The sequence below is a fragment of the Stenotrophomonas sp. YJH_SMC_82 genome (genome assembly GCF_059368875.1).
The window spans coordinates 1016040-1037194 of the sequence record NZ_JCAFSE010000002.1 but is presented as its reverse complement, the minus strand read 5'-3'; the positions used below and the strand labels follow the sequence as shown (position 1 = coordinate 1037194).

Annotated in this window: 20 protein-coding genes and 1 tRNA gene; 12 read left to right on the top strand and 9 right to left on the bottom strand. The window is 66.4% G+C overall.

The annotated features are described in order from the left end of the window. Positions 1–44 precede the first annotated feature (44 nt). From AC5P53_RS12555 to AC5P53_RS12530, 6 genes are all read left to right on the top strand, one after another. Positions 45–1409: an aminodeoxychorismate synthase component I gene (locus AC5P53_RS12555; protein ID WP_049441024.1), complete on the top strand. Its 1365-nt coding sequence runs from the start codon at positions 45–47 to the stop codon at positions 1407–1409. A 192-nt stretch (positions 1410–1601) separates the two neighbouring features. Continuing rightward, complete coding sequence (gene mltG, locus AC5P53_RS12550) at positions 1602–2663, top strand: endolytic transglycosylase MltG (RefSeq protein WP_142234361.1); 1062 nt, start codon at positions 1602–1604, stop codon at positions 2661–2663. Continuing rightward, on the top strand, positions 2660–3325 hold the full coding sequence (gene tmk, locus AC5P53_RS12545; RefSeq protein ID WP_241887193.1) for a dTMP kinase: 666 nt from the start codon (positions 2660–2662) through the stop codon (positions 3323–3325). Before mltG ends, tmk begins: the two co-directional genes overlap by 4 nt. Next, complete coding sequence (locus tag AC5P53_RS12540) at positions 3322–4278, top strand: DNA polymerase III subunit delta' (RefSeq protein WP_046429215.1); 957 nt, start codon at positions 3322–3324, stop codon at positions 4276–4278. The genes tmk and AC5P53_RS12540 overlap by 4 nt, the downstream gene beginning before the upstream one ends. Then, complete coding sequence (locus AC5P53_RS12535) at positions 4275–4628, top strand: PilZ domain-containing protein (protein ID WP_005412452.1); 354 nt, start codon at positions 4275–4277, stop codon at positions 4626–4628. Before AC5P53_RS12540 ends, AC5P53_RS12535 begins: the two co-directional genes overlap by 4 nt. Before the next feature lie 117 nt (positions 4629–4745). Beyond that, a tRNA-Val gene (locus tag AC5P53_RS12530) sits at positions 4746–4820 on the top strand. A gap of 676 nt (positions 4821–5496) precedes the next feature. Here the strand turns inward: AC5P53_RS12530 and AC5P53_RS12525 are convergent. Together AC5P53_RS12525 and AC5P53_RS12520 are read right to left on the bottom strand one after the other, a co-directional pair. Next, on the bottom strand, positions 5497–6462 hold the full coding sequence (locus tag AC5P53_RS12525; RefSeq protein ID WP_241887194.1) for an RHS repeat-associated core domain-containing protein: 966 nt from the start codon (positions 6460–6462) through the stop codon (positions 5497–5499). 199 nt (positions 6463–6661) lie between these two features. Continuing rightward, positions 6662–7090: a hypothetical protein gene (locus AC5P53_RS12520; RefSeq protein WP_014646194.1), complete on the bottom strand. Its 429-nt coding sequence runs from the start codon at positions 7088–7090 to the stop codon at positions 6662–6664. Positions 7091–7656: 566 nt separating this feature from the next. Here AC5P53_RS12520 and AC5P53_RS12515 point away from each other — a divergent pair. Beyond that, positions 7657–8037, top strand: coding sequence for a tautomerase family protein (locus AC5P53_RS12515; RefSeq protein ID WP_241887195.1), 381 nt, complete (start codon positions 7657–7659; stop codon positions 8035–8037). A gap of 34 nt (positions 8038–8071) precedes the next feature. Here AC5P53_RS12515 and AC5P53_RS12510 read toward each other — a convergent pair whose 3' ends face one another. Both AC5P53_RS12510 and AC5P53_RS12505 read right to left on the bottom strand, forming a co-directional pair. Then, complete coding sequence (locus tag AC5P53_RS12510; RefSeq protein WP_241887196.1) at positions 8072–9169, bottom strand: XVIPCD domain-containing protein; 1098 nt, start codon at positions 9167–9169, stop codon at positions 8072–8074. A gap of 32 nt (positions 9170–9201) precedes the next feature. Next, positions 9202–9780, bottom strand: a complete 579-nt coding sequence (locus AC5P53_RS12505; protein WP_241887197.1) for a hypothetical protein — start codon at positions 9778–9780, stop codon at positions 9202–9204. A gap of 241 nt (positions 9781–10021) precedes the next feature. Between AC5P53_RS12505 and AC5P53_RS12500 the strand changes: the two genes are divergently transcribed. The 3 genes from AC5P53_RS12500 to AC5P53_RS12490 all read left to right on the top strand — a co-directional run bounded on the left by AC5P53_RS12500 (position 10022) and on the right by AC5P53_RS12490 (position 14199). Next, positions 10022–10414: a DUF2946 family protein gene (locus AC5P53_RS12500; protein WP_241887235.1), complete on the top strand. Its 393-nt coding sequence runs from the start codon at positions 10022–10024 to the stop codon at positions 10412–10414. A gap of 129 nt (positions 10415–10543) precedes the next feature. Then, entirely contained in the window at positions 10544–12682 is a 2139-nt protein-coding gene (locus tag AC5P53_RS12495) for a TonB-dependent receptor (RefSeq protein WP_241887198.1), read from the top strand. 11 nt (positions 12683–12693) lie between these two features. After that, complete coding sequence (locus tag AC5P53_RS12490) at positions 12694–14199, top strand: PepSY domain-containing protein (protein ID WP_241887199.1); 1506 nt, start codon at positions 12694–12696, stop codon at positions 14197–14199. A 9-nt stretch (positions 14200–14208) separates the two neighbouring features. Here AC5P53_RS12490 and AC5P53_RS12485 read toward each other — a convergent pair whose 3' ends face one another. Both AC5P53_RS12485 and AC5P53_RS12480 read right to left on the bottom strand, forming a co-directional pair. Next, positions 14209–15342, bottom strand: a complete 1134-nt coding sequence (locus AC5P53_RS12485; RefSeq protein WP_241887200.1) for an MFS transporter — start codon at positions 15340–15342, stop codon at positions 14209–14211. An 11-nt stretch (positions 15343–15353) separates the two neighbouring features. After that, positions 15354–16130, bottom strand: a complete 777-nt coding sequence (locus AC5P53_RS12480; protein ID WP_019659483.1) for a DeoR/GlpR family DNA-binding transcription regulator — start codon at positions 16128–16130, stop codon at positions 15354–15356. Positions 16131–16292: 162 nt separating this feature from the next. Here AC5P53_RS12480 and smqnr point away from each other — a divergent pair, with 162 nt between their 5' ends. Beyond that, the gene (smqnr, locus tag AC5P53_RS12475; RefSeq protein ID WP_014646203.1) at positions 16293–16940 is read left to right on the top strand and encodes a SmQnr family pentapeptide repeat protein; all 648 of its coding nucleotides are present in this window, start codon (positions 16293–16295) and stop codon (positions 16938–16940) included. A gap of 3 nt (positions 16941–16943) precedes the next feature. On the opposite strand, the gene AC5P53_RS12470 is transcribed toward smqnr, so the two are convergent. Beyond that, the gene (locus AC5P53_RS12470; RefSeq protein WP_164109383.1) at positions 16944–17618 is read right to left on the bottom strand and encodes a class I SAM-dependent methyltransferase; all 675 of its coding nucleotides are present in this window, start codon (positions 17616–17618) and stop codon (positions 16944–16946) included. 98 nt (positions 17619–17716) lie between these two features. Further along, the gene (locus tag AC5P53_RS12465) at positions 17717–19096 is read right to left on the bottom strand and encodes an aminotransferase-like domain-containing protein (RefSeq protein WP_069117551.1); all 1380 of its coding nucleotides are present in this window, start codon (positions 19094–19096) and stop codon (positions 17717–17719) included. 133 nt (positions 19097–19229) lie between these two features. Between AC5P53_RS12465 and AC5P53_RS12460 the strand changes: the two genes are divergently transcribed. Continuing rightward, positions 19230–20093: a DMT family transporter gene (locus AC5P53_RS12460; protein ID WP_032958514.1), complete on the top strand. Its 864-nt coding sequence runs from the start codon at positions 19230–19232 to the stop codon at positions 20091–20093. Between the two features lie 49 nt (positions 20094–20142). Here the strand turns inward: AC5P53_RS12460 and AC5P53_RS12455 are convergent, their stop codons facing one another. Continuing rightward, positions 20143–21060, bottom strand: coding sequence for a LysR family transcriptional regulator (locus AC5P53_RS12455; protein WP_241887201.1), 918 nt, complete (start codon positions 21058–21060; stop codon positions 20143–20145). Positions 21061–21155 lie beyond the last annotated feature (95 nt).

Sequence of the window (21155 nt, the reverse complement as noted above, 5' to 3'; positions counted from 1 at the left end):
CCGCAAGGCGGCTTCCGTGCATCTGAACCCCCGAACTGGCCGCCATGACCCACGCACCGCTGATCCACCCGCTGCCGCACCCGATCGATCTGCTGGCCCTGCAGCAGCATGACCCGGCGCGCTTCCCGCTGCTGATGGAATCCACTGCCTCGGGCACCGCGCAGGGCCGCTGGAGCCTGCTGCTGGCCGCGCAGGGCGATGGCCTGCGACTGGATGCGGATGGCCAGGTGCGCGACCAGCACGACGCGGTGCACGCCGGCAGCTTCCTGCAGGTGCTGGACCGTGCCTGGCAGCGCGAACGCCTGCCGCATGACGGCAGCCACAGCCTGCCGTTCCGCGGCGGCTGGGCGTTGATGCTCGATTACGAAGTGGCCAGCCAGATCGAACCGGTGCTGCCGGCGCGTGCGCGCGAGGACGGCCGCCCGACCGCGCTGGCGCTGCGCTGCCCGGCCGCGGTGCTGCATGACCATCACAACGGCGCCAGCTTCGTCATCGCCGAGGCCGGCGAGCAGGCGTTGCTGGATGCGCTGGTGGCACTGGCCTCGGCCGCGCTGCCCGAGGCCGGGCAGGGCTGGCAGCCGCCGCAGGCGGTGGGCGAGGATGCGCCGCAGCGCTTCACCGACGGCGTGCGCCGGGTGATCGAGTACCTGCGTGCCGGCGACGTGTTCCAGGTGAACCTGTCGCGGCGCTGGAGCGCGCAGTTTGCCGCGCCGGTCAGCCCGCAGGCGCTGTACGCGCAGCTGCGCCGCGCCAACCCGGCACCGTTCGCCGGCCTGTTCAGCGCCCACGGCCGCCATGTGGTCAGTTCCTCGCCGGAGCGGCTGGTGTCGGTGCATGCCGGCCACGCGCAGACCCGTCCGATTGCCGGTACGCGTCCGCGCTTCGAGGGGGACGATGATGCCGCACGCATCCAGGAGCTGGTCGGCCACCCCAAGGAGCGTGCCGAGCACGTGATGCTGATCGACCTGGAGCGCAATGACCTGGGCCGCATCTGCCTGCCCGGCACCGTGGTGGTCGATGAGCTGATGACGGTGGAGAGCTACGCGCATGTGCACCACATCGTCAGCAACGTCAGCGGCCACCTGCGCCCCGATGTGACCCCGGGCGAGGTGATCGCCGCCACGTTCCCGGGCGGCACCATCACCGGCTGCCCCAAGGTGCGCTGCATGCAGATCATCAGCGAGCTGGAGCAGGTGCCGCGTGGTGCCTACACCGGCGCGTTCGGCTGGCTGAACCGCGATGGCGACCTGGACCTGAACATCCTGATCCGCACCGCCGAAGTGGATGGCCACCAGGTCAGCTTCCGCACCGGCGCCGGCATCGTGGTCGATTCGGACCCGGACAAGGAACTGGACGAGACCCGCGCCAAGGCCCGCGGCCTGCTGCGCGCACTGGGCCAGCAGGGCTGATCCGGTCGGGGTCGGATCCCTTGCGCACCGCGCGAGGGCTCTGACCCCCGCAGTCATGCCGCCGGGCGTTCATCCACGCATGGCGTGGATCTACTGATCGACCGTTGGCCGGCACGCAGGCGCCACCCCGGTCATGACCCCAATCCACCGGCACGGTATCCTGCACGACGGAATCGAGTTCAGAGGTAGTCCATGGCGGGAGCCAAGCGCGGGTGTCTGTTCGTGGTAACGCTGGTGGTGGTGCTGGCCGCCGTCGTGGCCGGCGCGGGCGCGTGGTTCTTCTACCAGCAGACCCGCTTCGCCGACGCCCCGATCACCCCGACCGCCGAGAGCGTGGTCATCGCCAGCGGCGATGGCATGAACAGCGTGCTGCGCAAGCTGCGCGATGCCGGCGTGGACGAGGGCCAGGACACCCAGTGGCAACTGCTGGCGCGCCAGCTCGATGCGGCCGGCAAGCTGAAGGTGGGCGAGTACGCGCTCAGTGGCGAGCTGACCCCGCGCGAGCTGTTGCTGCGCATGCGCGCCGGGAAGGTGCTGCAGCACCGCGTCACCATTGTCGAGGGCTGGAACATCCGCCAGCTGCGTGCCGCACTCAAGCGCGCCGAGCCGCTGCTGCACACCACCGATACCCTGGATGACGCCGCGTTGATGCAGCGCCTTGGCTTCGGTGGCCAGCACCCGGAAGGCCGCTTCCTGCCGGAGACCTACGTTTACCAGCGCGGCGACAGTGATCTGGACGTGCTCAAGCGCGCCCACGCCGCAATGGAAAAGGCGCTGGACGAAGCCTGGGAAAGCCGCGCGCCGGACCTGCCGATCAACACGCCCTACGAACTGCTGACGCTGGCGTCGATCATCGAGAAGGAAACCGCGCTGGCCAGCGAGCGCCCGCAGATCGCCGGCGTGTTCATGCGCCGCCTGAAGATCGGCATGCGCCTGCAGACCGACCCGACCGTGATCTACGGCATCGGTGCCGCGTATGACGGCAACATCCGCCGCCGCGACCTGACCACCGATACGCCGTACAACACCTATACCCGTGCCGGCCTGACCCCGACCCCGATCGCCATGCCCAGTCGCGACGCGCTGATGGCCGCGGCGCAGCCGGCCGCCGGTGATGCGCTGTACTTCGTCGCCGTGGGCGACGGCAGCGGCGCGCACGTGTTCTCGCCCAGCCTGGACCAGCACAACGCCGCCGTAGCTCGCTACCTGCAGCAGCTGCGCCAGCAACGTACCCAGGAGACCCCGGCGCAATGAGTCCCGCGCTGCTTCGCCACCCGCGTTTCGTCAGCCTGGAAGGCGGCGAGGGCGCAGGCAAGACCACCGCCATCAATGCCATCCGTGACTGCCTGCGCAGCCACGGCCACGAGGTGGTGCTGACCCGCGAGCCGGGCGGTACGCCACTGGCCGAGCGCATCCGCGGCCTGGTGCTGAAGCCCGATGCCGAGATCGCTGCCGAACCGCTCAGCGCCGAAGCCGAGCTGCTGCTGGTATTCGCCGCGCGCGCGCAGCATGTGCGCCAGGTGATCCGGCCGGCGCTGCGGCGCGGCGCCTACGTGCTGAGCGACCGCTTCACCGATTCCAGCTACGCCTACCAGGGCGGTGGCCGCGGGCTTGACCCGCAGTGGATTGCCGACCTGGAGCGCCGCGCGGTCGGCCTGCTGCCAGGGCTGACCCTTCTGCTGGATGTGGACGTGGCCGTCGGCCGCGCACGCGCCAACGGCCGTGACCTGTGGCCGGACCGCATCGAGAGCGAGCAGGACGATTTCTTCCAGCGCGTGCGCTCCGTGTTCCGCAGCCGCGCACAGCAGGACCCGCAGCGCTTCGCGCTGATCGACGCCGGCCAGGTGCAGGAACGCGTGGCCGCCGATGTGGTTGCACATGTCGAGCGTTGGCTGCAGGAAGGGGAGGGCGCATGAGCACGTTTTCGCCGTGGCAGCAGCGCGCGTTCGACCAGACCGTGGCTGCGCTCGACGCCGGTCGCCTCGGTCATGGCCTGCTGATCTGCGGCCCGGCCGGGCTGGGCAAGCGCGAGGTGGCGCTGGCGCTGGCCGACCACGTGCTGGCGCAGGGTGATGCAACGCACGCCACGCGCACGCGCCAGCTGATCGCCGCCGGCACCCATCCGGACCTGCAGCTGGTCAGCTTCATTCCGAACAAGAGCGGCGACAAGCTGCGTACCGAGATCGTCATCGAGCAGGTGCGCGAGATCACCGACAAGCTGGCGCTGACCCCGCAGTACGGCGTGGCGCAGGTGGTGATCGTCGATCCGGCCGATGCGATCAACCGTTCGGCCGCCAACGCGCTGCTGAAGACGCTGGAGGAGCCGCAGCCCGGCCGCTACCTGTGGCTGATCAGCAGCGACCCGGCACGCCTGCCGCAGACCATCCGCAGCCGTTGCCAGCGACTGGAATTCAAGCTGCCGCCGCAGCACGAAGCACTGGCCTGGCTGCAGCAGCTGGGCCACAGTGAAGCATCGGCGCGCGAAGCGCTGGAGGCCGCCCGCGGCCATCCCGGCCAGGCCGACAACTGGCTGCGCGAAGACGGCCTGAGCCTGCGCCGCGAAGTTGGTCGAGATCTGGAACAGCTGGCCGCCGGCAAGACCGGCGCGGTGGAGCTGGCGCAGAAGTGGTGCGGTGATGACAACGCGGCGCTGCGCCTGCGCTTCGCTGCCGATCTGGCGCTGGCCCAGGCCAGTACCGATGCCTTGACCACGCCGGAGCGATTGCACAAGCTTGCAGCTTGGTTCGATGCGGCCAACCGCACCCGCGACCTGCTGCGCACCACGGTGCGTGCAGACCTTGCGGTGGTCGAGTTGCTGCTGGCCTGGAACAAGGTGAACGAGCGGCCTGCCGCAAGGGGAAATCGATGAGTGCCAGCAACGCCCGCCAGGGCATCCTGTCCCTGGCTGTGAAGGACAAAGCCGCGCTGTACAGCGCGTACATGCCGTTCGTGAAGAATGGCGGCATCTTCGTGCCCACGCCCAAGCGCTATTTCCTGGGCGACGAGGTGTTCCTGCTGCTGACGCTGCCCGATTCCAGCGAGCGCCTGCCGGTGGCCGGCAAGGTGATCTGGGTGACCCCGGCCGGCGCACAGGGCAACCGCACCGCCGGCATCGGGGTGCAGCTGGCCGACGGTGCCGAAGGCGAGGGCGTGCGCCACAAGATCGAGACCCTGCTGGCCGGGCTGACCGGTTCGGACAAACCGACCCATACGATGTGATTCCGGTAGCGTCGGGTCATGCCCGGCTGCGTGCCCCGAAATGCCCGTGAACACGACTGTGAAAAACTGTTGACGGCCTCTGAAAAGCCCCTATAATGAGCGGCTCAGCAACACACCGGGCGGTTAGCTCAGCGGTAGAGCATTGCCTTCACACGGCAAGGGTCACAGGTTCGATCCCTGTACCGCCCACCAAATAGTAGACCTGACTTTTCAGGTGTTACGAAGAAGCCGGCTTTCAGCCGGCTTTTTCGTATGCGCAGAGTAAGTGCATGGAGGTCGTGTCGGCTCCAAGTAACCGGTGACTCGCCGTCAGATGGATATGGGACTCTACTAGCTTACCCTGGCCCGCTTTGACTTTTTCCCTAGCGAAAAGGCTTGTGCGTACATAGTCAAGCAGGTCTCTGCGTTCGATTACCCGCTCCACTATCACCTGTACGCTTTCGTACTCGAAACCCTTCGTGAACTCCACTATCCGTGTCCTTGCAAGTCGATGGTCGAAGTTCGAGGACGTCTGGATGACCGATTTTAGGTTCAGCGCTTTTCGATTCTCATTCGATTGTTGAGCGCAGCCCGACTTCAGAGGCCGATCATCGCCGATTGCGATACCGTCGTCGCTTTACTAGCTCAAATGCAGATATGGCAGCAAAGAAAACTGCATACGCCGCCCACAATCTGAATGATGCGCGAAAGGGATGCGGATTTCCTGATTGAATCGCAATGAAGTAGAGGGCGCCAAGAACGAGAATGCCCCCGGCTTGGTATGCGAGAAAGCCACGTAGTACTGGATTCACTTCTTCTTCTCCATCGTCTTTTGTGCCGCATCTACGGCGGCTCCGGCGGTGCTCTGCCCTAGCTGTGATGCTCCCGCTTATGTGATCGACTGACGAGGAATTGCGACTCCTGTTGATGCGGTGGTGGAGGCGATGTTCGGGGCGCCGGGAGATGCGGAGCTGCTCAGCCTATTCAGAGCGCCTTTGGCGGCTGGTCCCGCGAAGTCGCCTGCTGCAGCTGCAACACCGGAACCTGCCAGACCACCAACAGCGCCTCCGGTCGCTGCCGTGAGCACTCCACCAGCGGAAATCGGCTCTCCCTTGAGGGCGCTCTCTGCGGCGGCACCGGCGCCGCCAGTGACGAAATTCGCCGCTGCTTGAATGGCAACGGCTCGGCCGACAGAAATCACTCCAGACTCCACGGCTGCGACAGCGATACCGCCCACGCCGCCTGAGACCGAACCCACCCCTGCTGCTATCAATGCCTGCGTCTGATCGATTGGTTTATCCGGATTCATCAGCTTCTGGATGGCAATATTGGACAGGCCCCCCGCTATCGCGCCATAGATGAATGGCAGGGCTGGATTTCGCCCATCTGGATCAGTGAATTTGTACGGATTCCCGTTGGCATACCGATAGCGATTGAACTGGCCTACAGGCTGGTCATACGCTGAGACCGGGTCCACTGAGAGGAAGACTCCCAGCTCCGGATCCATGTATCGCTGTTGCATGTAGCTCAAGCCCGTAGTCGAGTCGCTCACATGCCCTGTGTATCCGGGTCCGTCGGTGACCTGTCCTCCTACCAGGGTCCCATAGGGCTCGTAGTCATAACGCTTTATCACGTTGCCGTTGGCGTCGCTCTCAGCAACAAGGGAGCCAAGGGCGTCGGTATGAATGTAGGTAACCGTCTCCGGACCTGCAGCGTTCGCGGATGGAGGCAGGCCAAGCCCAATTGGCAGCGCAATGTGTAGCCAAGTACTTGCTGCAACCAGTGTTCGGAGACGAACTCCAACCCTTGATGCGCAGGCGGATTCATCGCCCGCGTTCCTTTTGAATGTATGCATCCTTTCTTTCCCCGAAAGCGCTGTCCAAGATGACTTGACTAGGCAGTATGACCGTGGCGTTCGTGCACCGATCCGAGTGGATCATATACCGCAATGGCCGCCTTCGCTGGGTAGAAGAGCCGCGTCCATCCCTGTGCCACCTACCATGTTGCAGAACAAAAAGGGCCTCCAGCAATGGGCCATCTTTGCTGCACGTGCATCAGCCAGGTCTTCCTGCCGCGAATCCCATGGCATGGCCTAGCCCATCCTGTGCAGCGCGCGCGATCTGGCGTGCGGCAACGATCAATCCGTCCCGATGGAAGTCACCGAGTTGATCCTGCGGATCGCCATCCAGGCGCGCACGTTCGGCGGCATGCAGTAGATCCAGTACGGCATTCAAAGCGGCCAGCGAGCGGTCGAGCGAGCCGAAGCCTGTGGCGCTGAGTGTCTGCGGGGTACATGCGCGCCCGGCTTGGTCATCACCGGCGCGGATGGCATCGAGGCAGGAAAGGAACGTTGGGCGCGAAGGCGGCAGCAGTCGCTCCGCTAGAGCGCATTCGATCTCACGCGCAAGGTCTTCGGGCACGTCGGCTGCGACGTCGCCGATAAGCGCGTGCAGGCGGGGATGGATGGCGGTTCGGTTGGTCATGGCGAAACCCTCACTGGCGTAGGGCCACCTTCTGGAGTGAAGGTGGCGGACGGTGCGGGTTGGCGTGCCAAGGCAAACAAGCTTCAAGGGAGAAGAACGCCTGGCGGATCTTGCGATCCCCACGCACCGCCCGCCATTGAGGGCAGTCGGTGCATTCTCTCAACTGCGATTTCTCTCGCAGTCCTTGAAGCCTGTTCGTTTATTCGAGACGCCAATCCCGGCCAAGGCGTCTTGCCTCGGCGCGGCGATCTTCAAGCCGGGCCATCACATCAGTCTGTAAGGAAAGTTCTCAACTGGCCCTAGGCAGGCCAGACGTTTTCCGATGTGTGCCGTCGGACACCTGCGAGTAGTGCGGCCCATCACTGATGGCGCACATCGCCGCCCCTGCCGACCGTGCACGAGACGACTCCAGAGCGGCGCCGCCACGGCAATCGCGTCACCCTGCGCGGCGGAGGCGGGACCATGCCACGCATGGAGCCAGAGGGTTCCATCCCTGCGCTGTCCCGCCGCCCCGGGCAGGCGTAGTCTCAGCCCGTTGCCGTGCCCATCCACTCTGGAGTGCCGCCATGCCGCTCGCCCGCATCGATCTTCGCAAAGGTAAATCCGCCGACTACCTGCAACGCGTCGGCGAAACCATCTACCAGGCCATGCGCGCGGTGGGGGTGCCGGAAAATGATCGCTTCCAGATCTTCCAGGAACACGCGCCCGGCACGCTGATCCACGACCCCGGCTACCTGGGCGGGGATCGCACCGACGACTTCATCTGCATCCAGATCACCTGGAACGAAGGGCGCACGCTGGAGCAGAAGAAGGCGTTGTACCTGGGCATTGCCGATGGCCTGCATGCGGCGGTGGGTATCCGCCGCGAGGATGTGTTCATCAACCTGGTGGAGGTGAAGAAGGAGAACTGGTCGTTTGGCAATGGGCAGGCGCAGTACGTGAGTTGATGCGGGAACGGTGCCTGCGCCTGACGCGGTTTGGTCAGGCCATGCGCGGCGACGCCTGCTGTTGTGCCTGTTGCTCGTCCTGCGCCAGCCGGCTTGCGTCGCGGGATTGCTGCTGCACGTTGACCTGCTGATACAGCGTGTCCGCATCGCCCTGCTGCGTATCGAGCAGGGACAGGCGCTGGCGATTGGCGGCAGGGTCCGGCGAGGCGGTGTCGCCGCTGCGATGCAGGAATACGTAGCCGGGTGCCTCGGCGGTGCTGTTTGAACTGAATGCCACCTGCAGCGTGTCCTTTTCGCTGAAGCCGGCCTGCACCGCCGCGTGGGTCAGATGGCCGGCCACTCGTTCGTGCTCCTCTCCGGGGGGCAGTCCCTGCTGTTCGCTGGCCTGGGCGAGTGCGGTACGCACTTTCTGGTCCAAGGCATGAAGGCTGTGCCCCGGTGCGCGCGCGTCCGCAGCCAGACGCTCGCCCAAGGGGCCATCAATACCATCGGTTTCGCTGAGCAGACGCTGCTTCAAGCTGCGCTCGGGCAGGGGATGGGTGGTGGTGCGGTTGAGTTCGCTGTTGGGGAAGGGCGGTTCAATGCTGTCCACGCCATGGATGTTGCGCAGGGGGCGATAACCGTCCTTGCCCTGTGACTGGACGCCCAGCGCAATGCGGACGTCTGGCAGCAATTGGCCGACGGGGCCGCCGATGCTGTTCACGTCCAGGCTGTGCTTGCGCTGGATGCCGGCATGATTCAATGCGTCCCAGGTGAAGTCCACGCAGTTGTGACGCACGTCGGCGTAGTGCTTGCTGAAGCCGTGCGCCACTGGATCGTCGCCGAACGCCTTGAGCTTGTTGTACTGGGCTTCGGTGATTTCGATGGTACGGACATGGGCGGGGTCCTTATAGACTTTCACGTCGTCTCTGACGATGCGCCCGGGACCATTCATGCTGCCATGCTCGACGGGTGCGAAGCCGAAACTCTGCGCCGCTTTACCTGGAGCGTGCAGAACGTAGAACATGTGGCCAGGCCCGGAAGTATCAGGAGTGCCATCGGGCGTCAGCTGCTGCTTTCCCGAATCGGGATCGAGCAATGGGGTGCCGGGTGCGGCAATGACAATGTCCAGGCTGTAGCGGGGCTTGTTCATGGAAACTCCTTCGTTCCTTCGAATGAATGGTGTCACTTCCCTGCAGGACGCGAGGCGTGCACGACTAGCCTTGCCGAATAGTCTTGCAGTCCTGATATGGCATGGACCGTTTGAATCTGCAGCCGGTATCTGCTGTCGAGCTCCAGCGGCAGCGCTGTCACGTTCAGGAGGTAGCTGCCGTCGCTGCCTGATGCGAGCGAGGCATAGCGCCAGCTCTCAGAGTGGTGCCACGAGGGGAGCGGCTCAACACCGTTGCGCGCGCGTGCCTGATAGCTGTCCTGTGTTGCAATCTCCTGCCAGGTAGTACCTTCCCGACGCTGCAGGGATACTTCGAATGGGATGTTGATACTTGCTATATCGGGCGTGCCCGTTGTAGCTGGACTTCGCCGCTGCAGTTCCAGTTCCACCGCATAAGTGCGGTAGCTGGCAAAATTGCGCGCCGTGGTTTCGAACTCGAACTGCACCTGCTGGCCCGGCGTGTCCACGGCGATGGGCTGTGAGAGTTCCAGCGGCTCTGGCGGTGGGGGCGGCCCCTTGTCGGCGCAGGCGGCGAGCAGCGCGGCCAGGCCGAGCAGGCTGATGCGCAGCCGGTGTGTGATGCGAGTGGTCATGCGGATCCCCCTGGCTCCTCGCCGTGGCCATCTGAACCCTAACGTTGGCTAGGTGGGGCCTGCAAGCGTGGGGACCGCGGTGCGGTGCATTCACATGTCGCCGCTGGAGGCGAGCCCCTGCGTCACCGTGTCGCAGGGGGCCAACCCTGAACGCGGTCCAAGGTTGGCCGTGGCCCCGTAGAATGGCGGCGTGCGCCGTCCTGTCCTCCACCGCCGGTTCCAGGCCCTGGCATGGCTTGCCATGCTGCTGGTGCTGCTCGCCCCGCTGGTGAGCCGCTGGCTGGCACACGGTCACGTGGCTGCCGCTGCGCCGGTGGCGGCCATGGACCATGCGATGCACGCAGAGCATGCACAGCACGCGATGGAAGGGCACCACGACCATCATGTGATGGCGATGCCGCACGGGGCCACGAAGAAGCCGCCCGCCGACCCACACGCCGATCATGAGATGGGCGTGGACTGCGATTACTGCCTGATCGCTGCACGGCTGATCACCCTGCTGGTGGCGGCCGTGCTGCTGTTGGCGCCGATGGCACCGGTGTGCCGCGCACTGCGCGGCGCGGTGCGGGCGTTGCCGCAACGGATCAGCGGCACATTGGGCGCGCGTGGGCCGCCGGCACTGATGGCTGCCTGAGCCGCACGCGCGCTGCATTGATCTTCCTTCCATGAGGTTGCCGGCCACGGCCGGTGCCCGCACGCGCGTGTCTGTCCCTTTCTGATTGCTGCCCTGCCATTGCGGGGTGGCCTTGCATGCCGTGAAAAAATGAAAACGAACCCCAACCCCGCGCGTCTGCGCCGGGCGACGCTGCCTGTCCTGTGCGCGTTGCTCCTGCACACCGCCCCCGTACTTGCCGCTGACGCGGCCCCACCGACCACGCTGGATACCGTGCGGGTGGTCGATACCCGCAGCGTTGAACTGTCGTCCACCGCCAGCGCGGGCTCTGCGTTGGGCCTGAGCGTGTTGCAGACACCGGCCAGCCTGACGGTAATTTCGCGCGAGCAGCTGGAGCAGCGCGGCGACAGCAACCTCAACGATGCGATCAGCCGAGCGGGTGCGATCAGTGCCATGCCGCATCCGGGCAATGGCCTGAGTGCGCTGTCCAGCCGCGGCTTCACCGACGGTGCCTCGGTGATGCGGCTGTACGATGGGCTGCGCCAGTACGGCGGCGTGGGCATCACGTTCCCGTTCGATACCTGGTCGATCGAGCGCATCGAAGTGCTGCGCGGCCCGGCCTCGGTCATCCATGGCGACGGTGCGATCGGCGGTGTCATCAACATCGTGCCGAAGAAGCCCACGCGTGGGGCGATCGAGAGCGAGATCAGCGTGACCGTGGGCAGCGAGGACACCGCGCGCTTGGGTTTCGGCAGCGGTGGCGCGCTGACGCCTGAGCTGGCCTACCGGCTGGATGTGAGTGGCAACTACAGCGGTGGCTGGGTCGACCGTGGCCGCAACAACGATGCGACGTTCTCCGGTGCGTTGCTGTGGCAGCCGCGTGCGGACCTGCAGCTGACGCTCACCCATGCGCAGGGCTACCAGCAACCGATGCGCTACTTCGGCACGCCGCTGGTCGAGGGCCGCCAGCTGGAGGCGCTGCGCCACCGCAACTACAACGTGGACGACAGCGAGATCCGCTTCCGCGACCGCTGGACCCAGGTCGATGCACTGTGGACGCCGAACGCGAACGTGGAATGGCGCACGCGGGTTTATCAGATCGACAGCCAGCGCGATTGGCGCAATGCCGAGGCCTATGTCTACAACCGCGCTACCGGCCTGATCGATCGCTCGGGCAATACCGAGATCACCCACAACCAGGACCAGACCGGACTGACCTCGACGCTGCGCGTGCTGGGCAATGTGGGCGGTTGGGCGAACAGCTTCGCGGTGGGCCTGGATGCCAACCGCGCGCACTTCAAGCACACCAACAACACCTATGCCGGCAGCTCGGGCCCGGTCGATCCGTTCGATCCGGTGCCGGGCCAGTTCGCCAGCGACGCGCCGAACCTGCCGCGCTACCGCAACCTTGCCGAGCAGTACGCGCTGTTCGTGGAAGACCGGCTGGCGCTGAGCGAGCGCTGGTCGGTGCTGGGTGGCCTGCGCCACGACCGCGCGCGCATTGATCGCACCGATCTGATCAGTGGCCAGAACGCGTTCTCGAAGACCTACAGCAGCACAGGCTGGCGTGCGGGTACGGTACTCGCGCTGCAGCCGACGCTGAGCCTGTATGCGCAGTATTCGCAGGCGGCGGACCCGGTCAGTGGCCTGCTGATGATCAGCCCGGCCAACGGCGCCTTTGACCTGGCCAAGGGCCGGCAGATCGAGGTTGGCCTGAAGCAGGCCTTCGACGGTGGCGAGTGGACGCTGGCGGCGTATCGCATCCGCAAGACCGGGCTGCTCAGCCGCGATCCGCTGGTGCCGGATCGCCGGGTGCAGGTGGGCGCGCAGACCTCGCGCGGTATTGAAGCGTCGTTGACCTGGAATGTCGCGCCGCACTGGACGCTGGATGCCAACGCGACGGTGCTGAAGGCCGAATTCGAGGACTTCCTGGAAACCACGGGTTCGCCGGCGGTGCTGGTATCGCGTGATGGCAACGTGCCGCCGAACGTAGCCGAGCGCCTGGCCAGTGTGTGGCTGAGCTGGCAGTTCGCACCGGACTGGAGTGCGGCGGGTGGCGTGCGTTACGTCGGCAAGCGCTACGCCGACAACGCCAACACGTTGGAGCTGCCCGGCTACAGCACCACCGACCTGGCACTGACCTGGCAGGCGGCACCGCGCACGCGGCTGTCCGCGCGGTTGTTCAACGTGTTCGACAAGGCGTACTACGCCACCGCGTACTACACCAGCACCCAGTGGCTGCTGGGTGCGGACCGGCGCGTCGAATTCACCGTCGACCATCGCTTCTGAGGACGCTGGCGATGACGTTGCGTTCCACCGCCAAGCGCTGGACCTACCTGGTGCATCGCTGGCTGGGCATCGGCGGATGCCTGCTGATGCTGCTGTGGTTCGTCAGCGGCATGGTGATGCTGTTCATTGGTTACCCGAAGCTGACACCCGGTGAGCGGCTGGCGGCGTTGCCGGTGCTGGGTGAGGCCCGCGACCTGCAGGGGCTGTCGGTACTGCCGGCTGCCGTGCAGGCCGAGCCGGAGGCTGTGGCGTTGACCACGCTGCGTGGCGAGGCGGCGTATGTGGTGCGCAGTGGCAGCAACGTGGGCGCCTGGTCTGCCGTGACCGGCCAGGCGCTGCTGCCGGTGTCGGCACAGCGCGCCGAAGCATCCGCTGCACAGTTCGCGGGCGGCCAGGCCTTCGTGGGTGCGATGCGCGTGAACGAGGACCGTTGGACGCATTCGCGCGCGCTGGACGTGCATCGACCGCTGTATCGCGTCGAGGTGGGCGGCGCGCAGCCGGGTGACCTGTATGTGTCCTCGCGTACTGGCGAAGTGGTGCTGGACGCCCCGCATGTGCAGCAGCGCTGGAACTATGTGGGCGCCTGGCTGCACTGGCTGTACTTCCTGCGCATGCAGTCGGTCGACCCGGTGTGGACGTGGGTGGTGATCGTGCTGTCCGCACTGTGCACGGTGGCGGCGATCAGCGGCACCGTGGTGGGAGTGTGGCGCTGGCGTTTTCGTGGGCACTATCGTTCCGGTGCGAAGACGCCGTACGTGGAGTCGTGGATGCGCTGGCACCATCTGATCGGATTGTGTGCTGCGGCCTTCGTGTTCACCTGGATTTTCAGCGGCCTGATGTCGATGAATCCATTGGGCGTCTTCAGCAGCACGCGCGAGGCGATCGACAGCGGACGCTATCGGGGCGGCGCGGTGGCGGTGGATGGCGTGTTGTGTGAGCCGGCAAAGCTCCTGGCGGTGGCCGATGCCGAGCGCTTCCGGCCGGTGGAGATCCAGTGGCGACGGATCGGTGGTGAACTGTTTGCGGTGCTGCTGGATGGGCAGGGTGATACTCGCATCGTGTCCGAAGGTGAAGGGCATCTTCGGGGGATGAAGCTGCTGCCCGCCGCGTGGTTGCAGCAGAAGGTACGCGCGTTGTCCGCTGCGCCCATGCAGGGTTTCATGGTGCAGCATGCAGCGGACGCCTACTTCTATCCGCGTGCGCCCGAGGCCATGAACGGCGCAGCAGTACGCCGCTTCCCGGTGGCAGTGGTCGACTTTGGCGATGCCGAGGCGACGCGCATCTATCTCGATCTGGCGACCGGCGATCCGTTGCTGACGATGGGGCATCGTGAGCGGGTGGGGCGCTGGCTGTTCTACTTCCTGCATAGCTGGGACCTGCCGGCGATGCTGCGCCAGGAAGGTGCCCGGTTGGCGGTGTTGCTGCTGCTGAGCGCTGCCGGCACCGCGTTGTGTGCCACGGCGACGGTGATCGGCTATCGGCGATTGCGGATGAAGCTGCGGCGCAGGCGGCGCTGATGCCCTGGGCTACACCCGCAGCCAACGCGTGGACATCGCCACCAGCAACAAGGCCGTGGCCACGCCGATGAATGCAGCGATCAGGCCGAAGTGGTTGGCGGCAAAACCGATCAGTGCCGGGCCAGCAAGGATGCCGGCAAAGCCCAGCGTGGAAACGGCGGTGATGGCCAGCGCGCCGGGCATGCGGGTCTGGTGGCCAGCCAGCGAGAACAGCGCCGGTGCGATGTTGGCGCAGCCGAGACCGACCAGCACATAGCCGAGCAGTGATGCCTGCCACGGCGTGACCAGGGTCAGCACCAGCACGCCCGCGGCGGCAAGCAACGCGCCGAACACGATCGCGCGCTGGCGGCCCACGCGTGCCACCAGCGCATCGCCGAACAGGCGTGCGACGGTCATGGTCAGGGTGAAGGTCACATAGCCGATGCCGGCAAGGCTGGCATCGACGCGACGCACATCGCTGAGAAACACTGCGCTCCAGTCGAGCATCGCGCCTTCGCCGAGGAAGGCGACGAACGCCAGCACGCCGATGAACAGCACGATGCCATGCGGCAGGGCCAGCATCGGTGTGTCGTGCGGCATGCGTTCGCTGTGCCAGTACGACGCCGACAACAGCATCACCAGCAGCATGGCCCAGACGCCGATCAGCACGGATGCCAAGGGCGGCAGCTGTGCGGACAGCAGCACGGTCATGGTGGCCGCGCCGAGGAAGCCGCCGATGCTGAAGAAGGCATGGAAGCCGGACATCATCACGCGCCGTGCTTCGCGCTCGACGATGACGGCCTGTACGTTCATCGTGCAGTCCATCGCGCCCACGGCGGCGCCGAACACGAACAGGACCAGCCCGAGTGTCCAGGCCGAACCGGCCAGCGCCAGGCCGGGCACGGTCAGGCAGATCAGCAGGCTGCTGGCCACCATCACCCGCCGGCAACCGAGGCGCGCGGCCAGCACGCCGGACAACGGCATCGCCAGCAGCGAACCGGCACCGAGGCAGAGCAGCACCAGCCCCAGCGTGGCGTCGTTGATCCCGGTGCGTGCCTTTGCGAACGGCACCAGGGTGGCCCACAGCGCGGTGGCGAAGCCGGGAATGAAGAACGCAGCGCGGGTCGCGTGCTGTTCGGCACGCGCGCGGTTGGCAACGGACATGAGCGGTACGGTCAGGGGGGAGTGGGGTGTACCGCGATGCCTGCGGCGCGGAAGCGTGCCGCCAATGCGGGCGGTGCGGTGGTGGTCAGCACCAGGTCGTCGATCTCGTCGAGGCTGGCAATCTGCCAGTTGCCGCGTGCACCCAGCTTTTCAGTCGTGGCGGCGACGATGACACGGCTGCTGCAGGCCACCATCGCGCGCTTCAGCGTGGCTTCTTCCGCATCCATTGCCCACACGCCGGTGTCGCCGTCCACCGCGCAGGGGCCGGGCAGGTACACATCGGCGCGCAGGCGCTGCACCTGGGCCAGTGCTTCGGCGCCGACCGCGCCGCCACCGCTGGCCAGGCGCCCGCCGATCAGCTGCACCGAGGTGCCTTCAAGCAGGCTGGCGGCCGTGGCGATCTGTGGCGCGTTGGTGATCACCGTCAAGCCGAGGGCGGCCGGCAACTGCTGGGCGATCACCAGGTTGGTTGAACCGGCGTCGAGCAGTACGACCTGGCCGGGTTGCAGCAACGCGCAGACGCGGGCGGCCAGCTCGGCCTTGTCGCCGCGGTCGCGGGTCAGCCGCTCGCGCAGCGGGCGTTCCTTGGGCGGTGGCAGCACGGCGCCACCGTAGACGCGCTGGCACAGGCCCTGCGCGGCCAGCTCGCGCAGGTCGCGGCGGATCGAATCTTCGGACACGGCATAGCGGCGCGCCAGCTCGGCGGCAACCACGCGGCCCTGCTGGCGCAGTTCCTCCAGAATCTGCCGGGTGCGCTGGGCGGGGAGGGGGCTGGGATCGGAGCTCATGCTGCAAGTCTGCACGTTCGTGCATTAACGTGCAACAACGTGCATGCTGCGTTTGGGCGGGGCACAGGGCGGCTGGACTGCCGGTGAATCCGCCCGCGCCCACGTCTATGGATCGCCCTCGCGGCCCGGCATGATGGCGGGGCACCTGGCATGGAATCCCTGATGTCCCCCACCGTTCACCGCAAGCTGCGCATCGGCGCGGACCAGTACACCGGCCAGAAAGTGGTCGACCAGCAGTTCCATGAGTGCGATTTTTCCGGTGCCGACCTGACCGCCACCGAGTTCATCAACTGCAGCTTCTACGATGCCGACAGCCGCAGCGGCTGCCGCTTCAATGGCGCCACATTGAAGGAGGCCAGCTTCCGCAGCTGCGACATCAGCATGTGCCACTTCAACTTCATCAAGGCGCTGGGCCTGGAGATCAGCGAGTGCCGCGCGCAGGGTGCGGATTTCAGCAACGCCAGCTTCATGAACCAGATCACCACGCGCAGCTGGTTCTGCAGCGCCTTCATCAAGAAGTCGAACCTGCGCTATGCCAATTTCTCGCGGGTCACGCTGGAGAAATGCGAACTGTGGGAGAACCGCTGGGACGGTGCAAACGTCAGCGGCGCCAGCTTTGCCGGCTCGGACCTGTCCGGTGGCCAGTTCGAGGGAATCGACTGGAACAGCGCCAACTTCACCGACTGCGACCTGACCAATTCCGATCTGGGCGAGCTGGACCTGCGCAGCACCAACCTGCGTGGCGCCACGCTGGATGTCCAGCAGGTGGCGCTGTTGATGCAGCGCATCGGCATCACGGTGGTGCCGTAGGCATCAGCCGGCGTACGCCACCCAGCCCTTGAAGCTGAAGCCCGCATAGAACAGCTCCACATCGTCGAAGCCGGCCTCCTGCAGCAGGGCGACCTCCTGTTCGGGGGCCAGCAGCGGCAGCCGCTCGGCAATGGCGTCGATCGCGCGCTGTGCATCGGCGTGGGCAACGCCGGAGGCTTCGGCGAACGCGGCGTAGCGCTGCAACCAGCGCAGCTTGCCGGCCGGATCCTGCGGCACGCTGTGGTGGGCCACCACCAGCGGCGCGCCGGGCTGCAGGCGCCTGTGCAGCTCCCGCAGCGTGTGCAGGCGCTGCGCGCCGTCGAGGAAGTGCAGGGTCAGCAGGCAGCTGGCACCATCGAAGCGCACGTCGGGGGCATCGTCGATGTAGCCTTCCAGCAACTGCACGCGCGACATCAGCTGGCCCAGTGTCTGTTCGGCCAGGGCCAGCATCGGTGCAGCCGGGTCCACGCCCAGCAGCTGCCAGCCCGGCTGCGCCTCGGCAAATGCCTTCAGCTCCAGCCCGCCACCGGCGCCCAGCACCAGCACGCGGCCCTGCGCAGGAACGTGTTCGGCCAGCAGCAGGCGACTCATCTGCTGCAACGCGAGGAAGCCCGGCACCTGGCGCAGCGGGCCCTCGGCATAGCGGGCAACGGCCTGCGGATCGGAGAACGAAGACATGCGTGCATTCCTGCAACAGGGACATACCACTGTACCGTGGCATGCAAGTGCCTTTGCCGCGGGTCGCTCCTGCCTGCGCTGACCGGCTTGCATCCAGCTCAGCGCAACGCCCGCGCCAGCACCTGCCAGATCCTCGGGTCCTGGCACTGCGAGACGTTGAAGCGCAGATAGTCGGCCGCGCGCTGCGACTGGCTGAACGCGTTGCCCGGCGCCAGCACGATGCCCTCTCGCAGGCATTGCCGCGCCAGTGCGGCGGCGTCGCGGCCGTCGGGCAGCTGGCACCACAGGAACAGGCCGGCTTCCGGCTGCAGCCACGGCGTGATGCCCAGCGCCTGCAGTTTCCGCAGTGTGTGCCGGCGTGCATCGGCCAGGCGCGAACGTATCGACTGCATGTGGCGGCGGTAACCGCTATCGGTCAGCGCGATGTGCATCAACTGCGCGGCCAGATGGCCGCCGCCAAAGCTGGTCGCCAGCTTCAGGTCGGTCAGTGCTTCTATCCAGTCGTGGCGCGCAGCGATGTAGCCGCAGCGCGACGCTGCCGACAGCGTCTTGGAGAAACTGCCGACGTGGATCACCCGTGACAGTCCATCGAGCGCGGCCAGCCGCGGTGCCGGCTGCAGTTCGAAGTCGGCGAAGATGTCGTCCTCGACGATGATCAACTCGCTGCGTTCGGCCAGGCCCAGCAGGCGGTGCGCGGTGTTGGCCGAAAGCACCGCGCCGGTCGGGTTGTGCAGGCCGGAATTGGTGATGTACAGCCGCGGCGAATGCGCCTGCAGGGCTTGCGCGAACGCCTCCAGGTCCGGGCCGCTGTGCGTGTACGGCACGCCGATGGCCTGCACCTGATGCGCCTTGAGCAGCGCGTGGTAATTGAAGTAGCTCGGGTCATCGACCAGCACGCAGTCGCCGGGCTTGAGCAGGAAACGGCAGAGCAGATCGACCGCGTGCGTACCGGATTCGGTCAGCAGGATCTGCTCCATCGGTGCATCGATGCCAAGCGTGGCGCTGCGCCTTTGCAGCAGCTGGCGCAACGCGGGCAGCCCGAGCGGACCAGCGTAGTCCACCAGTTGCATGGCATCGGCACGCGCCAGCCGGCGCAGGCCGCGGCGCACGCCATCGTGATACAGCCAGTCACTGGGCATCCAGCCGCACCCTGGCTTGAGATCGCCCGCGGGCGTTTCCAGCGATTGCCGTGATACCCACAGCGGATCCACCGCGCGATCCAGCCGCGGCTCCATTTCGGCCAGCGCCAGCGGTGCGGCCGGGCCACTGACGTAGAAGCCCGAGCCTGCGCGCGCACTGATCAGGCCTTCGGCCGCCAGGCGCTCGTAGGCCTCGACCACGGTGGAGACTGAAACCCCCATGGTCGCCGCCTGCGCACGTACCGAAGGCAGGCGGGAGCCGGGGCCATCCACCCGTGCACTGATGCGGGTGCGGACGGTCTGGATGACCGATTCGATGCGGGTGAGCGGGCGCGGCATGGTGGAACCGTAGTGGAAGTGTGGGCAGTACAGTTACTTGCGGCTGTACTGGATTGTAGCTGGGGTCGTTCCGCGCCGGATGCTTCCATACAGCTGCAGCCGGGCATCGTCCGGCACCTTCAGGAGTACAGGCGTGGAACGGTCGGCGAGTGGTTGGATCAATGGCTTCATCGGTGTGGTGATCTTCGCCGGCTCATTGCCGGCCACCCGCCTGGCGGTGCTGCAGCTGGATGCCGGGTTCGTCACCGCCGCACGCGCCACCATCGCCGCGGTGCTCGGTCTGGGGCTGCTGCTTCTGCTGCGCCAGCCATGGCCGCGGCGCGGCGACCTGCCGGGGCTGGTGGTGGTCAGCCTCGGCGTTGTGGTCGGCTTCCCGCTGCTGACCGCGCTCGCGCTGCGTCACGCGTCGTCGGCGCACACCATCGTGTTCCTTGGCCTGCTGCCGTTGAGTACAGCGGTGTTCGGCGTGCTGCGCGGTGGCGATCGGCCGCGCCCGGCGTTCTGGCTGTTCTCGTTGCTGGGCAGTGCCTGCGTGGTCGGCTATGCCGCGCGCAACGGAATCGAAGCCTCGTTGCAGGCCGACCTGCTGATGCTGGCGGCGATCGTGGTGTGCGGGCTGGGCTACGCGGAAGGTGGTCGGCTCGCCCGTCATCTGGGCGGCTGGCAGGTGATCAGCTGGGCACTGCTGCTGGCGTTGCCGGTGATGCTGCCGCTGACGGTGCTGATGCGCCCGGCCTCGTTCACTGCGGTCGGTGCCTCGGCGTGGTGGGCACTGGGCTACGTGGCAGTGTTCAGCATGCTGATCGGCTTCCTGTTCTGGTACCGCGGGCTGGCCCAGGGCGGCATCGCTGCCGTCGGTCAGCTGCAGCTGCTGCAGCCGTTCTTCGGCCTGGCCCTGGCCGCGCTGCTGCTGCACGAATCGGTCAGCCTCAGCATGGTGCTGGTGACTCTGGTCGCGGTGATCTGCGTCGCCGGCGCGCGCCGCTTCAGCCGCTAGGAAAAAGGGGACGGAGGGGATTAAGTCGTTTCAGGCACAGCAGGACCAATTACGACTTAATCCCCTCCGTCCCCTTTTCCGGGCGGAAAAGGTGCGCAACGGCGTAGTCGATGAACACCCGCAAGCGTGCACTGGGATGGCGCCCGCCGGGCCACAGCAGCGAGAACTGCCCCTGGTGCGTGGGCAGTGTGGGCAGCACCTGTTGCAGGCGGCCATCAGCCAGCGCGTCAGCGGCGAGGAAGTCAGGCATCCAGGCCAGGCCCATGCATCCGATCGCAGCGGCCAGCACGGCTTCCATGTTGTTGCAGGTCATCGCCGTGGGAAGGCGCGCCCCGGCGTCGCCTTCGATGCCCGGCAGCTGCCACGGATGCAGCTTTCCCGTGGTGGGGTAACGGAAGCGCAGCGCGGTATGCATGCGCAGGTCGCCCACATCGCCGGGCGTTCCATGCATCTGCAGATAGCCCGGCGCCGCACAGAGGATGAAACGAAAACCCCCCAGTCGCCGTGCGGTCAGGCTGGAATCAGCCAGTTCGCCACTGCGTATCACCGCATCCAGGCCTTCGCTGACCACATCGACGATGCGGTCGTTGAAGTCCAGTTCCAGCTGCACCTGCGGATAGCGTTGCTGGAAGCCGGGCAGCACCGGCAGCAGGAAGCGGTAGCCGATGGTGGGCAGGCCGATGCGCAGCAGCCCGCTGGGGGCGTGCTGTCGCTGCGCCAGGTCCGCCTGTGCTTCGGAAAGCTCGTCCAGTGCACGCCGGCAGCGCTGCAGCAGCAGTTCGCCTTCGTCGGTGAGATGCACGCGGCGGGTGGTGCGCTGGAACAGGCGCGTGCCGAGTTCCTGTTCAAGCCGGGCGATGCGCTTGCCGACGGCCGAGGCTGACAGGCCGAGTACGCGGGCGGCACCGACAATGCTGCCGGCCTCCGCGGTGCGGACGAAGGCGAGCAGGGCGGAGATGGAGTCCATGCTTGGATGATTGCGGAACATCTCGCCGCAATCAACATCCACCGAGCCTGTTTTTCTGGAATAGCGGCCTGTCCATCATCAATGCCCCTGATGGA

Excerpts from the sequence above, each read along its gene's own strand:
- AC5P53_RS12470 (WP_164109383.1), bottom strand. The coding sequence starts at position 17,618 with ATGTCTTCGTTCTCCGATCCGCAGGCCGTTGCCCGCTATGCCGAGGGC.
- AC5P53_RS12490 (WP_241887199.1), top strand. The coding sequence starts at position 12,694 with ATGACGTTGCGTTCCACCGCCAAGCGCTGGACCTACCTGGTGCATCGC.
- AC5P53_RS12485 (WP_241887200.1), bottom strand. The coding sequence starts at position 15,342 with ATGTCCGTTGCCAACCGCGCGCGTGCCGAACAGCACGCGACCCGCGCT.
- tmk (WP_241887193.1), top strand. The coding sequence starts at position 2,660 with ATGAGTCCCGCGCTGCTTCGCCACCCGCGTTTCGTCAGCCTGGAAGGC.
- AC5P53_RS12515 (WP_241887195.1), top strand. The coding sequence starts at position 7,657 with ATGCCGCTCGCCCGCATCGATCTTCGCAAAGGTAAATCCGCCGACTAC.
- AC5P53_RS12535 (WP_005412452.1), top strand. The coding sequence starts at position 4,275 with ATGAGTGCCAGCAACGCCCGCCAGGGCATCCTGTCCCTGGCTGTGAAG.
- AC5P53_RS12455 (WP_241887201.1), bottom strand. The coding sequence starts at position 21,060 with ATGGACTCCATCTCCGCCCTGCTCGCCTTCGTCCGCACCGCGGAGGCC.
- smqnr (WP_014646203.1), top strand. The coding sequence starts at position 16,293 with ATGTCCCCCACCGTTCACCGCAAGCTGCGCATCGGCGCGGACCAGTAC.
- AC5P53_RS12500 (WP_241887235.1), top strand. The coding sequence starts at position 10,022 with ATGCTGCTGGTGCTGCTCGCCCCGCTGGTGAGCCGCTGGCTGGCACAC.
- mltG (WP_142234361.1), top strand. The coding sequence starts at position 1,602 with ATGGCGGGAGCCAAGCGCGGGTGTCTGTTCGTGGTAACGCTGGTGGTG.
- AC5P53_RS12465 (WP_069117551.1), bottom strand. The coding sequence starts at position 19,096 with ATGCCGCGCCCGCTCACCCGCATCGAATCGGTCATCCAGACCGTCCGC.
- AC5P53_RS12480 (WP_019659483.1), bottom strand. The coding sequence starts at position 16,130 with ATGAGCTCCGATCCCAGCCCCCTCCCCGCCCAGCGCACCCGGCAGATT.
- AC5P53_RS12510 (WP_241887196.1), bottom strand. The coding sequence starts at position 9,169 with ATGAACAAGCCCCGCTACAGCCTGGACATTGTCATTGCCGCACCCGGC.
- AC5P53_RS12555 (WP_049441024.1), top strand. The coding sequence starts at position 45 with ATGACCCACGCACCGCTGATCCACCCGCTGCCGCACCCGATCGATCTG.
- AC5P53_RS12525 (WP_241887194.1), bottom strand. The coding sequence starts at position 6,462 with ATGCATACATTCAAAAGGAACGCGGGCGATGAATCCGCCTGCGCATCA.
- AC5P53_RS12520 (WP_014646194.1), bottom strand. The coding sequence starts at position 7,090 with ATGACCAACCGAACCGCCATCCATCCCCGCCTGCACGCGCTTATCGGC.
- AC5P53_RS12495 (WP_241887198.1), top strand. The coding sequence starts at position 10,544 with ATGAAAACGAACCCCAACCCCGCGCGTCTGCGCCGGGCGACGCTGCCT.
- AC5P53_RS12540 (WP_046429215.1), top strand. The coding sequence starts at position 3,322 with ATGAGCACGTTTTCGCCGTGGCAGCAGCGCGCGTTCGACCAGACCGTG.
- AC5P53_RS12505 (WP_241887197.1), bottom strand. The coding sequence starts at position 9,780 with ATGACCACTCGCATCACACACCGGCTGCGCATCAGCCTGCTCGGCCTG.